At 41.6% G+C, this 12,796-nt stretch carries 11 protein-coding genes; all 11 read right to left on the reverse strand.

Annotation, left to right across the window (positions count from 1 at the left end):
• A complete protein-coding gene (locus ACYVJ6_RS11790) occupies nt 1–855 on the reverse strand; it encodes a cell division protein FtsQ/DivIB (protein ID WP_460694265.1) in 855 nt (284 codons plus the stop codon).
• On the reverse strand, nt 848–2,203 hold the full coding sequence (gene murC, locus ACYVJ6_RS11795) for a UDP-N-acetylmuramate--L-alanine ligase (RefSeq protein WP_460694266.1): 1,356 nt from the start codon (nt 2,201–2,203) through the stop codon (nt 848–850). The genes ACYVJ6_RS11790 and murC overlap by 8 nt, the downstream gene beginning before the upstream one ends.
• Nucleotides 2,204–2,251: 48 nt before the next feature.
• Nucleotides 2,252–3,358, reverse strand: a complete 1,107-nt coding sequence (murG, locus tag ACYVJ6_RS11800; protein ID WP_460694267.1) for an undecaprenyldiphospho-muramoylpentapeptide beta-N-acetylglucosaminyltransferase — start codon at nt 3,356–3,358, stop codon at nt 2,252–2,254.
• 71 nt (nt 3,359–3,429) lie between these two features.
• Complete coding sequence (locus tag ACYVJ6_RS11805; protein WP_460694268.1) at nt 3,430–4,587, reverse strand: FtsW/RodA/SpoVE family cell cycle protein; 1,158 nt, start codon at nt 4,585–4,587, stop codon at nt 3,430–3,432.
• Between the two features lies 1 nt (nt 4,588).
• Nucleotides 4,589–5,932 carry a UDP-N-acetylmuramoyl-L-alanine--D-glutamate ligase gene (gene murD / locus ACYVJ6_RS11810; RefSeq protein WP_460694269.1) on the reverse strand — a complete coding sequence of 448 codons (1,344 nt, stop codon included), beginning with the start codon at nt 5,930–5,932 and terminating at the stop codon, nt 4,589–4,591.
• Between the two features lie 5 nt (nt 5,933–5,937).
• Nucleotides 5,938–7,179 carry a phospho-N-acetylmuramoyl-pentapeptide-transferase gene (gene mraY, locus ACYVJ6_RS11815; protein WP_460694270.1) on the reverse strand — a complete coding sequence of 414 codons (1,242 nt, stop codon included), beginning with the start codon at nt 7,177–7,179 and terminating at the stop codon, nt 5,938–5,940.
• Nucleotides 7,180–8,640 carry a UDP-N-acetylmuramoyl-L-alanyl-D-glutamate--2,6-diaminopimelate ligase gene (locus ACYVJ6_RS11820; RefSeq protein WP_460694271.1) on the reverse strand — a complete coding sequence of 487 codons (1,461 nt, stop codon included), beginning with the start codon at nt 8,638–8,640 and terminating at the stop codon, nt 7,180–7,182.
• A complete protein-coding gene (locus ACYVJ6_RS11825) occupies nt 8,637–10,766 on the reverse strand; it encodes a penicillin-binding protein (RefSeq protein ID WP_460694272.1) in 2,130 nt (709 codons plus the stop codon). The genes ACYVJ6_RS11820 and ACYVJ6_RS11825 overlap by 4 nt, the downstream gene beginning before the upstream one ends.
• Entirely contained in the window at nt 10,756–11,169 is a 414-nt protein-coding gene (locus tag ACYVJ6_RS11830; protein WP_460694273.1) for an FtsL-like putative cell division protein, read from the reverse strand. Before ACYVJ6_RS11830 ends, ACYVJ6_RS11825 begins: the two co-directional genes overlap by 11 nt.
• Nucleotides 11,166–12,071 carry a 16S rRNA (cytosine(1402)-N(4))-methyltransferase RsmH gene (gene rsmH, locus ACYVJ6_RS11835; RefSeq protein ID WP_460694628.1) on the reverse strand — a complete coding sequence of 302 codons (906 nt, stop codon included), beginning with the start codon at nt 12,069–12,071 and terminating at the stop codon, nt 11,166–11,168. Before rsmH ends, ACYVJ6_RS11830 begins: the two co-directional genes overlap by 4 nt.
• Nucleotides 12,061–12,525 carry a division/cell wall cluster transcriptional repressor MraZ gene (mraZ, locus tag ACYVJ6_RS11840; RefSeq protein ID WP_460694274.1) on the reverse strand — a complete coding sequence of 155 codons (465 nt, stop codon included), beginning with the start codon at nt 12,523–12,525 and terminating at the stop codon, nt 12,061–12,063. The genes rsmH and mraZ overlap by 11 nt, the downstream gene beginning before the upstream one ends.
• Nucleotides 12,526–12,796: the final 271 nt, after the last annotated feature.

Here is a 12,796-nt window from a genome sequence, read left to right on the forward strand (position 1 = left end):
TTAGTGTTTAATTAGAGATGTGTCTTTACTTAATTGTACCGAATCTGCAACAGGTATATTTACCTTTGTTGAATCCGCTTTTCCATTTTTTACTCCTATAATTTGGTTGGAGTATTTGATATTTATCTGCTTGTAGGCATCCCACCCAACCTGTGGCAATGCCTGTTTATAAAATACCAACAGGTTATAAAACTTGGTTTCCAATGAATCGGCATTGCCTAACAATATTCGTTGGTTACCCACCCTTGGTATCAATTCAATTTCATGGTCGGCAGTTACATAAACCTGTGCTATCTGCGCGTTCCATAAAGCATCCCGGCGTATAAAATTGATCGTCTTAAAAACATCCTTGGCTAATGACGTTCTTAATGTATCTACCGTACCGCCAAAAGGCTCGTCTATATATCCATTTGCAGCCAGCACATTTGCCGTAAAATTGCCCGACAATGGCAATTTAAAGCCGTTTTCATCTACATAAAAATCCTGGTCAAATTGGTTCATTATACGCATTATTGGCTGGCGCTGTATTACCTCTATCCATATAATACCATCCATATCGGCATATACCTTAGCGTATGCTACAAACGGATTTGCTTTTAACCTACCCTCCAATTCATGTATGTTTATTTTATCCAGCTTACGGCCCACCAGCATATTACTGCTTAGTTTTAAAATATTTTCCACCTCCTGCTTATCTATAAAATACTGGTTACCGGGTATATATACTTTTACATCCTTGCAAACTACTTCGGCTTTTTTAATTTCGATAAAACTCATTAGCGTAACCAATCCACCCAGGCTTATCAGCCAGGCAAATCCAATTAATATATGCCGCCAAATAGGTTTCTTAAACATTGCTTAATACTGTTTTTAAAGGTTGAACCAATGTATCAATATCGCCCGCGCCTACGGTTAAAAGCAGTTCTGGTTGTTCATTTTTCACCAATTCAATAGCTTCCTGTTTTCCTATCATTCTTTTGTTAGCCAGTTTCATTTTGGCCAATACCATTTCAGAGTTTACGCCTTCAATAGGCATCTCCCTTGCCGGGTAAATATCCAGCATCAACAGCTCATCGCTCATATCCAAAACCTCGGCAAAGCCATCGGCAAAATCGCGCGTGCGGGTAAATAAATGCGGCTGAAATATGGTAGTCAGTTTTTTATTTGGATATAGCTTCTTTACGGACGATATGCACGCCCGCAACTCTTCGGGGTGATGCGCATAATCATCAATATAAATATGCTCATCATTTTTTACGATATATTCAAAACGACGCTTTACGCCTTTAAATGACCCCAAGGCACTTTTTATAGCGTCAGCATTTACACCTAAACGTAGGGTAGCTTCAATTGCAGCAACCGCGTTATCAATATTATGTATACCCGCTATACCCATTTTAATATTGGATATGGTAGTTTGGTTGTTGGCAAAATCAAAATAAAAGTCACCATTTTCTACACGGATGTTTGATGCGTTAACGTCAGCGCCACCATCAATGGCATAGGTTGTACCACCATCTAAAGGCAAGCCTTTATGGTTTATTAAAGTACCGCCCGCTTTTATCTGCCCGGCAAATAATTGGAACGATTCGGTCAACTGCGCGTGATCGCCATAAATATCCAGATGGTCGGCATCCATTGAGGTCACAATAGCCGTATCCGGATATAAGGTTAAAAACGAACGGTCATATTCATCCGCTTCTACTACTACAATATCATTATCGCCAAACAGCACATTGGTATTGTAATTAGAGGCAATACCACCTAAAAATGCCGAGCAATCCTTACCGGAGTCTTTTAATATATGCGCTACCATGCAGCTGGTAGTAGTTTTACCATGTGTACCCGCCACAGCAACCGTAAACTTACTTTTGCTGATGATGCCTAATACCTGCGAGCGTTTGTACAGCGTAAATCCTTTTTGCTGGAAGAAATTTAATATTTCGGAATCCTTTGGGATAGCGGGTGTATAAATGATTAACGTATCCGGCTCATTATCCCTAAAGCTTTTAGGTACCAATTCGCTGCTATCTTCAAAAACCAATTGTATACCCTCATTCCTTAACTCGTCGGTTAAATCTGTTGGGGTTTTATCATATCCACATACAATGCAGCCTAAATGAGCAAAATAGCGGGCAAGGCCGCTCATGCCAATCCCCCCTATCCCTATCAGGTAAACCCGTTGTATGTTGTTTAATTCCATTTTCTTTTTAAAAAAGGCCCTCTCTTTTTGGAAAAGAGGGCCCGGGATTTAATTGTTATTTGTTATTTGGATAACCTCTTGCGCAATAACTTCATCGGCATTTGGCAAAGCCAGTTTGCTGATATTATCGCTTAATTTTTTTTGTGTTACTTTATCTTTTAATAATTCAATTGCTTTATCAATCAGTTTAGCCTCCGCATCTCTATCTGCTACAAATATGGCAGCCTGCTCCTGCACTAATGCCAGCGCGTTTTTGGTTTGATGATCCTCGGCCACATTTGGCGATGGCACCAGTATAACCGGTTTTTTAATTACACATAGCTCGGCAATAGTACCCGCGCCGGCTCGTGATATAATAATATCCGCGGCTGCATATGCCAGGTCCATACGGTTTACAAACTCCATCACTTTAATATCTAAATGATGATCGCCCAACTGCTCCTTTATACCCTGGTAATAAAACTTGCCTGTTTGCCATATAATTTGCACATCGGCCTCTATCAGTTTATCTAAGCCGCCCATTACGCTATTATTTAAAGTACGCGCGCCCAGGCTGCCGCCGGTAACCAGTATAGTTTTCTTTTTAGGGTCGAGGTTAAACAGCTCCAAAGCCTGGATATGTTTACCTGCAATATCTACCGATTCCTTACGGATAGGATTACCGGTTTTAATGATCTTGTCCGCAGGAAAAAACTGTTCCATACCATCAAAAGCCACACATATTTTTTTTGCCTTGCCACCCAACCATTTATTGGTAATACCCGCGTACGAGTTTTGCTCCTGTATCAAATATGGTATGCCGCGTAATTGTGCAGCGTACAATAACGGTCCCGACGCATATCCCCCTACGCCAACAGCAGCATCAGGCTTAAAATCTTTTAATATCTTTTTAGACTTGTATACACTGTTAAACAGTTTTACAGGGAACATTAAATTTTTCCAGATAGATTTACGTTGTATGCCCTGTATATCTAAACCAATAATTTTATAACCCGCAGCCGGAACCTTTTCCATTTCCATACGGCCAAGTGCGCCAACAAATAATATCTCGGTAGCAGGATCAAGCTTTTTTAAAGCATTGGCAATAGCAATAGCCGGGAAGATATGTCCTCCTGTACCGCCACCGCTAATTATGATCCTTTTACCTGATTTCACTGATCTATTATTTGATTACACTGATTACTATTTTAAACTAATCTCTATTTTCTAATCTCTAATTACTGCGGCTACGCCGCTACTTCTCTTATCTCGCCAACTACCACTTTCTTGGGTTCATCAATATCCCTGCTTACTGATAGTATGATACCAAACGCTATACTGGTAAACAATATGGATGTACCGCCCATACTTATAAATGGTAGCGGCACCCCGGTTACCGGGCCTAGACCTACTGCTACCGCCATATTGGCAAACGCCTGTATGGTTAAGCTGAAACTTAACCCCGCGGCCAGCAGCGCACCAAACGCTTTTGGCGCTTTGGTTACAATTTTTATACATCGGTATAACAGGAACAGGTAAATGCCTATTAATATTACACCTCCTAACATGCCGTACTCTTCAACTATAATAGCGTATATCTCATCAGAGTATGCCTCGGGTAATGAATTTACCTCGCTGCTTTTACCCGGACCTTTGCCAAACCACCCCCCACTTGCAATAGCTATTTTAGCATGATCAGACTGGAAAGTTTTAGCGGGATCTGCCTGCTCAGGATCCATGAACGTTTTTATACGCGATAATCGGGTATCGTTCCTGTCACCAACTCCGGTAACAACCATTAACACTAACAATACCAGGCCGGCAAGACAAGTGACTGCTATTTGCTTAATACTTATACGGCCCATGATCAGCAACAAAATACTTACACCAAATAACATCAACGCGGTTGATAAGTTGGCCGGAGCAATAAGCACAAATACCAAACACACTGAACTAATTATGGGAATGAATGAGTTTTTTACATCTTTTATATTTTCCTGCTTACGCGATAACGTCCTGGCCAGGTAAGTAATTAATGCCAGCTTGGCCATATCTGATGTTTGGAAACTAAGGCCTGTACCCGGTATAGCTATCCACCTGCTGGCTCCATTAATATGTGAACCAAAAAATAAAGTATATAGCAGCAGTGGTATAGTAATGATCATTAATAATTTGGAGATACCTGAATAATACCTATAATCCAGTTTATGCGAAATATACATCAGCACAATACCGGCAATGATCATGGCCAAATGTTTCATTAAAATAGACTCGGCACCCACACCTCGTTTATAAGCCAGGGTACCAATAGCGCTATAAACGGCCAGCAATGAAATAAGCGACAGCAATATGACTATTAGCCATATCCAGCGATCTCCTTTTAAATTACTTAGTATCTGGTTCATTTTATAATTCTTTTACTGCTGCCTTAAATTGATCGCCCCTGTCTTCATAGTTTTTGAACAGATCAAAACTTGCACAGGCGGGCGATAGCAATACCGTATCGCCTTTTTCAGACAAGTGGTAAGCAACCTGTGCCGCTTCCTGTGCCGAAAATGTGTTGACAATTACATCAACATCATCTTCAAATGCTTCGTGGATGCGCTTGTTATCCTTGCCCAAACAAACTATAGCTTTTACCTTTTGTTTAACCAGATCTTTCAACATGGTGTAGTCATTTCCCTTGTCTACACCACCCAAAATCAACACTACATCATTGGTCATGCTTTCCAGTGCATACCAGGTTGAATTAACGTTGGTAGCCTTCGAGTCGTTAATAAACGTTATGCCCGATATTTTGCCAACAAACTCCAGCCTGTGCTCGATGTTTTTAAAAGAGCCCATGCTTTCGCGGATGGTATCATTGCGTAATTCGAGCACTTTTGCTACAATACCCGATGCCATCGAGTTGTAAATGTTGTGCTTGCCTTGCAGGGCCAATTCTGTAATTGACATTGTGAAATGTTGTTGGTGTACGTTGATGACAATATTGTCGTTTTGGAGATAAGCCCCCGGTTCAATCTTTTTTTCAATAGAAAATGGCAACTGTATAGCGTTAATGAGTTGCCCTGCCATTCCCTTTATAGTTTCCGGGTCGTCTGCACAGTAAATAAATACATCCTGCCCGGTTTGATTTTGCGTAACCCTGAATTTTGATGCCGCGTAGTTTTCCAGTTTATAGTCGTACCTGTCCAAATGGTCAGGCGTAATATTTAATAGCACGGCAATATCTACTTTAAATTTGTACATATCATCCAGCATAAAACTGCTTAGCTCCAGTACATAGCAGTCAAACTTTTCGGTAGCTACCTGGTAGGCAAAGCTTTTGCCAATGTTACCTGCCAGGCCCACATTTAAACCAGCATTTTTTAATATATGGTAGGTTAAACTGGTGGTAGTAGTTTTGCCGTTTGATCCGGTTATGCCTATAATCTTCGCGTCAGTATATCTGCCCGCAAATTCAATCTCAGAAAGAATAGATATGCCGTTTTCTTTAATTTTTTTGATGATAGGTGCCTTATCAGGAATGCCGGGACTTTTAATTACTTCCGCAGCTTTTAATATTTCGGCTTCGGTATGCCGGCTTTCTTCAAAGCGGATATTCCAACCTTGCAGTTGTTGTTTATAATTATCAGAAATAGCTCCAAAATCAGATACAAAAACATCATACCCCTGCTGTTGGGCAAGGTATGCCGCACCCACGCCGCTTTCGCCGGCACCAAGGATCACGATTTTGTTTTTGTTACTCATTTTACTTATCTCAGTTTTAATGTTATTACAGTTATAATGGCCAGTATTATACCGATGATCCAGAAACGTGTTACTATTTTAGCTTCGTGAAATCCCTTCTTCTGGTAATGGTGATGCAATGGTGCCATTAAAAACACCCTGCGGCCATCGCCAAAACGCTTCTTAGTGACCTTAAACCATGATACCTGTATCATAACCGACAAAGTCTCTATCAGGAATACGCCGCACAATACCGGCAGCAATAATTCTTTGCGTATCAAAATGGCAAATACAGCTATGATACCACCTATGGTAAGGCTTCCGGTATCGCCCATAAATACCTGCGCCGGAAAAGCGTTGTACCATAAAAAGCCTACGCAAGCACCCACAAACGCTCCGGCAAAAATTACCAGCTCGCCCGAGTTAGGGATGTACATGATATTCAGGTAATCAGAAAATACTACGCTACCTGATACGTAGGCCAGTATAGCCAATGTGAATCCGATTATGGCGGACGTACCTGTAGCCAATCCATCAATACCATCCGTCAGATTAGCACCATTGGACACTGCCGTAATGATGAAAATAGTGAACAGCATGAATACCATCAGCGTATAACGCTCATAACCCTCTCCTAAAAACTTAACCACCTTACCATAATCAAATTCGTGATTTTTATAAAACGGTACCGTTGTTTTGGTTGATTGCACATCCTGTGTAAAAATGGTCTTGTTGTTTTTAATATGTTTGCTAATTGGTGCATCATACTCCACCGGCAATGTCACCTCCTGGCGTATGACAATACTCTGATTGCTATACATGGTAAATCCAATTATCAAAGCCAAACCAACTTGCCCGGTAATTTTAAACCTGCCTGCTAAGCCTTCCTTATTCTTTTTAAATACTTTAATGTAATCATCCAAAAACCCTATAGTACCTAACCAAACTGTTGTTACCAGCATTAAAATGATGTATATGTTATCCAGTTTAGCAAACAATAGTGTTGGCACCAATACCCCCAGAATGATGATAATACCCCCCATGGTTGGTGTACCTGCTTTTTGCATCTGGCCCTCTAAACCCAAATTCCGCACGGTTTCGCCTACCTGCTTAAAGCGTAAATAATCTATCAGCCGGCGACCATAAACTGTTGTTACCAACAATGAGGTGATAACCGCCATAGCCATGCGGAACGTGATGTATTGAAACACCCCGGTTCCAGGGATATGGTATTCTTTGTACAAGTAAGTAAACAGGTAGTATAACATCTATCCCATCAATTTAAATTGGTTCAGTAACTCTTCTTTATCATCAAAGTGATTTTTCACACCTTTAATTTCCTGGTACTTTTCATGTCCCTTACCGGCTAATAATATGATATCACCCGGTTGTGCCAGCATACAAGCGGTTTTTATAGCTTCACGACGGTCGGCAATACTCACCGTGCGTCTTTTAAAAGCCATATCCACGCCCTGTTCCATATCTTTTATAATAGCTTCCGGATCTTCTGAGCGTGGGTTATCCGCAGTTAGTATTACCTTGTCGCTCCACTCGCAGGCCACTTTAGCCATCACGGGGCGCTTGGTTTTATCCCTGTCGCCGCCGCAGCCTATTACAGTTATTACTTTTTCGTTGCCTTTACGGATATCATGAATGGTGCTTAACACATTCTGTACCGCGTCGGGGGTGTGGGCATAATCAACTATGCCGATTACTTTATCCGGACCAACTACATAATCAAACCTTCCTTCGGCACCTGATAATTTGCTTAATGAGGTTAATACCTTTGACCTATCCTGGTCCAACAGCATCGCGGCAGCAAATACAGCCAGCAGATTGTAGGCATTAAAGCTGCCTACCATTTTAAACCAAACTTCTTCATTATCAATATTCAGCAATAAGCCGCCGAACTGATTTTCTAAAATTTTGGCTTTATAATCGGCCATGGTCTTTAGGCCATAGCTTTTGCGGTGCGCTTTGGTGTTTTGCAACATGATGTTGCCATTACGGTCATCATTATTAGTTAGGGCGAAAGCGTTTTTAGACAAGCCATCAAAAAATGCCCGTTTAGCTTTCAGGTAATTATCAAAGGTTTTATGATAGTCTAAATGGTCGTGCGTTAAGTTGGTAAATATGCCGCCTGCAAAGCTTAACCCGCTTATACGGTGTTGCGCTACCGCGTGCGAGCTTACTTCCATAAAGCAATAATCGCAGCCCTGGGCAACCATCTCATCTAGTAGCCTGTTCAGTTCTACCTGGTCGGGTGTAGTATGGGTAGATGGGATAATTTTCCCGTTGATCTGATTTTCGACGGTTGATAGCAATCCGCATTTATTACCCAGATCGCGGAAAAGTTGGTATAATAAAGTAGCTACCGTAGTTTTGCCATTGGTACCGGTAACTCCAACCAGTTTTAATTTTTTTGATGGATTATCATAGAAATTAGCAGATACAATACCCAATGCCTCTGCCGAATTAGCTACCATTAAAAAGTTAACCTCACCTGCAGTGTGGCCTGGTAATTCTTCGCATATAACAGCAGCAGCACCATCTTTAATGGCTTGCTCGATATAGTCATGGCCATCAACAACGGTACCACGCACAGCAACAAATAAGCAACCCGGCACTACGTTACGCGAATCAAACACAACGGCGCTGATGGCTACATCAGCACTGCCCTGCAGTTCGGTAAAAGGAAGCCCTTGTAATATGTCGCTTAAGTTCCTCATTCTAATGTTATCGCTATTCTTGATCCTTTTGGTATCCTACTTCCACCGGTTACCGATTGATTTTTAACCATTCCACTACCACGCACCGTAACTTTATACCCCGCATTGCCCAATAGATACAGAGCATCGCTTAATCCCATGCCGGTTACAGTTGGCACGGTGCCGCTTTTGTATTCCACATCGGCATAGCTAATGCCGTTACTGGTGTCTACCGTGTTATTGGCAGCATCTGCATAAAGTGGTTTAACCCCCAGCATAGCATATACTTGCTTTAAGGCTTTGGTATTACCGGCTTTCACTTTAGGTGGATTGGTATTACCCACCAAATGCTCCTGCGGTTTTTGATTGATACGCAGATCACTTGAGTAAACCCTGTCGGCAATTGCCCTAAAAACAGGCCCGGCTACCCATGCTGCCAGGTGCAAGCCTTTACGCGGGTTACTGATCACTACAATCATAGAATACTTAGGGTTATTTGCCGGGAAATAACCACAAAATGATGCCTGGTGTGCGTTTTTTTCGCCGTAACCTAATGAACCATTGGCTATTTGCGCAGTGCCTGTTTTACCGGCAACGCTATATAGTTTATTTTTAATATGCGTTTTACCTGTACCTTCTTCAATAACGCCTTCCAATAACCCTTTTACCTTGGCTAACGCTTCGGGCGAACATACCTGTGGATTAAGCACTTTTGCATGGAAGCGCTCTATCGTGTTACCCATCTGCCTGATCTCGCGTACAAAAATTGGCGAGATCATTTTACCATTATTAGCTACCGAGTTATAAAAGGTTAACATTTGTAATGGCGACAATTTAGATTCATAGCCGTATGCTATTTGCGCTAAACTTTGCAAATTGTTCCAGTATTTTGATTTTGGCGTTTTAATTAAAGGGATACCCTCGCCCTCAATTTGCAAGCCGTTTGGCTCATTTAAATGCCACGAGTATAACTTATCTGTAAACGCTGATGGATTATTACCATATGCAGCCGTAATTAGTTTAGCTGCACCAATATTTGACGATTTTTCAAAAGCACGACGGGCACTTATTATACCTCCTTCATCATCAGCATCCTTAATTTTTAACACAACGCGGCCGTTTTTTGGGTTACGTATCTCGTAAGGACCGCCATGCATTACATCCACCAAGGTGCCGGTATCAATTTTTTTATCATCCAACAAAGCCATATACGATGCCAGTTTAAATGTAGAACCAGGCTCGGCCTCATAAGCAATGGCGTAATTGAACTTTTCCTGGTAATCGCCATCTTTAGTGCGGGTGTAATTGGCAATGGCCCTTATCTCCCCGGTAGCTACTTCCATTAATACTACCGTACCAAAATCGGCTTGTACACTATCCAATTGTTTTTTTAATGCTTTCTGGGCAATGTCCTGAAAGTTTACATTAATGGTCGAAATAATATCGGCACCATCCTTAGCGGGAATTTCTTCTTCACCATTATTTACAGGCATGTACACCCCACCGGCAATACGTTGCATTAAACGCTTGCCCGTTTCGCCATTGATATAATCGGCATAAGCACCCTCTAAACCAACCGAGTTTTTAACATTCTCGTTTTTATAGCCTATGGTACGGGCAGCCAATGAGCGGAAAGGCAGGATGCGTTTGTTTTGCTGTAATGCAATTAATCCGCCTCTATTCTTACCCATTTTAAAAATCGGGAACTTGCGTATTTTCTTTAATTCCTGGTGAGTAACGTGGCGTCGTATCAATTGATAGCGATTACTATCCGCACGGGCCTCGCGCAGCATCCTTGAATATTGGGTGAAAGTTTTATCCGGGTAAAGTTGTGCCAGTTTAGTAGCCAGCGAGTCTACCTTTTCATAAAAAACCTTGTCTTTAGCAATACCACCCGCCAACATATCCATGCGCAACTCATATTCAGGAACCGATGTAGCCAATAAACTTCCATCAACCGAATAAATATTGCCTCGCGATGCCTCTATATTTTCATATTTGGTAGATCGCGCGAATGCCATTGCTTTCCATTTTTCGCCCTGTACACGCTGCACCCGGTATAATTGTATCACAACCGCAGCAGCAAAAAGCAGTATTAAGCCAAAAGCTATATAAACCCTTAATAGTATATTGGTTCTAATTCCCATTGGTCACCTCCTTTACTATTAATTTTTGCGCGGGCTGTATAGATTCGCGAACGCCCAAAGTATCGGCACGCTTGGCAACTTCGGTTAACGTACTTTTATAGGCAAGGTCGGCCTTGGTTACTTTATAATCCCAGCTTAACTCTTTTACCTCTTTGGTTAATTTATCAATATCACGTATATTTTTTTCGGCGAAGTGCCTGTTGCCAATATATATCATACCAATAAAGGCTACATATAAAACAAAGGGCAAAGCACGGGTAGCTTCATCAGTAGTGATGAATCCTTTACTTAAAAACTGGGTTAAAAAATTATCGGGGATTTCCTTTTTTACGGGTTTCTCCTCAACAATTAATTCCTTCTCAGCTTCCTCTTCCTGAATTTCTGTACGTAAACGATTGGTCATTTTTTTACAGCTATCCTTAATTTGGCACTACGTGCACGGTTATTTTCTTTTATCTCTTGCTCTGATGCCGTTATCGCTCCGCGACTTACCGCATCAAATGGTTTTTGATCGTTCCCGAAAAAATCCTTCTCAACCTCGCCACTAAATTTGCCTTTGGCGATGAAGTTTTTTACCAGCCTATCCTCTAACGAATGATAAGACATCACTACCAGGCGACCACCCGATACCAACACCTCTGCCGATTGAGTTAAAAACTCCTTCAGTGCCTCTAACTCCTGATTAACCTCAATACGCAACGCCTGAAAAACCTGCGCCAGATATTTATTTTCCTTCCCTTTAGGGATACGGTTGGCGATAGCATTCTTTAAATCGGCAACGGTATTAATTGGCGCGTTAAGCCTTGAAGTAGCTATAGTATTAGCTAATGATTTGGCATTTTGTATCTCGCCATAGATGCCAAAAATGCGATGCAAGTCAGCCTCGCTATAAGTATTGATCACCGTTTTGGCGGTTAGGTCAGAAGACTGATTCATGCGCATATCCAGTTCCGCATCAAAACGAATAGAGAAGCCACGCTCGGCCTGATCGAATTGGTATGACGAAACACCCAGATCGGCCAATATGCCATCTACCGGGATAACACCATGCAGGCGGCTAAAATTTTTAAGGTAGCGGAAGTTTTGATCAACAAAAATAAAACGATCATCATTGATCATGTTTTGCTGCGCGTCGGCATCCTGGTCAAAAGCCACCAAAGTACCACCATCGCCCAAGTGCTTTAATATCTCGCGCGAGTGGCCGCCACCGCCAAAAGTTACATCTATATAAGTACCATCCTTGCGGATGTTTAAGGCTTCAATACACTCCTGCAGCATAACGGGGTTATGATAATTACTCATCATTCCTCCTTCCTGCATTACCCATTACCTCCTCGGCAAGGTTAGCAAAATTCTCAGGCTCGTTATCCATTTGCGCATCATACGCATCCTGCGCCCAAACTTCAATTTTGTTAAACTGGCAAGCCAACACCACATCGGCGCTAATGCCCGCATATTCTAACAAAGCCTTTGGCAATAGCACACGCCCGGCAGAATCGAGCGATAATTCAGAAGCGCCACGGGTGAAATAACGGATAAACTCGCGGGTCTTTTTCTCGTATTGGTTGAGTTTGCTTAGGTCGTCAACTATTTTATTCCACTCTTTTCGGGTGTAGATAACCAGGTGCTTCTCGAAACCACGATTGATCACAAGGCCCTCATTAACAGCTTCGGGAAGCTGTTTTTTGAGGCCCACAGGGATCATCATGCGTCCTTTGGCATCCAGTTTACAATCAAATTCACCTAAAAAATTGGACATAGTTACACTTCGGCAATTATTGTAACGTAAAAGTAAATTTGTTTTACCACTTTTTAACACTTTTTACCACCAAAAGTTTTCAACATATTTAAAGTGTGTAGTTTACTACCACTTTGGATAAAAATAGGGTTAGGGTTTATAAACCTACAAAGGAAGATTAGACGCTAGAATAAGGGTAAGATATTGGAGTTTTGAAAGCGCGCGTTTTTAGGCTAAATAAAACCAAAATAATTTATGTGATAATTTCTTAGAAAAACTCATCCTTAACATT

The organism is Mucilaginibacter puniceus (assembly GCF_054783175.1).

Excerpts from the sequence above, each read along its gene's own strand:
- ACYVJ6_RS11790 (WP_460694265.1), bottom strand. The coding sequence starts at position 855 with ATGTTTAAGAAACCTATTTGGCGGCATATATTAATTGGATTTGCCTGG.
- murC (WP_460694266.1), bottom strand. The coding sequence starts at position 2,203 with ATGGAATTAAACAACATACAACGGGTTTACCTGATAGGGATAGGGGGG.
- ACYVJ6_RS11805 (WP_460694268.1), bottom strand. The coding sequence starts at position 4,587 with ATGAACCAGATACTAAGTAATTTAAAAGGAGATCGCTGGATATGGCTA.
- murD (WP_460694269.1), bottom strand. The coding sequence starts at position 5,932 with ATGAGTAACAAAAACAAAATCGTGATCCTTGGTGCCGGCGAAAGCGGC.
- mraY (WP_460694270.1), bottom strand. The coding sequence starts at position 7,179 with ATGTTATACTACCTGTTTACTTACTTGTACAAAGAATACCATATCCCT.
- ACYVJ6_RS11820 (WP_460694271.1), bottom strand. The coding sequence starts at position 8,640 with ATGAGGAACTTAAGCGACATATTACAAGGGCTTCCTTTTACCGAACTG.
- ACYVJ6_RS11825 (WP_460694272.1), bottom strand. The coding sequence starts at position 10,766 with ATGGGAATTAGAACCAATATACTATTAAGGGTTTATATAGCTTTTGGC.
- ACYVJ6_RS11830 (WP_460694273.1), bottom strand. The coding sequence starts at position 11,169 with ATGACCAATCGTTTACGTACAGAAATTCAGGAAGAGGAAGCTGAGAAG.
- rsmH (WP_460694628.1), bottom strand. The coding sequence starts at position 12,071 with ATGATGAGTAATTATCATAACCCCGTTATGCTGCAGGAGTGTATTGAA.
- mraZ (WP_460694274.1), bottom strand. The coding sequence starts at position 12,525 with ATGTCCAATTTTTTAGGTGAATTTGATTGTAAACTGGATGCCAAAGGA.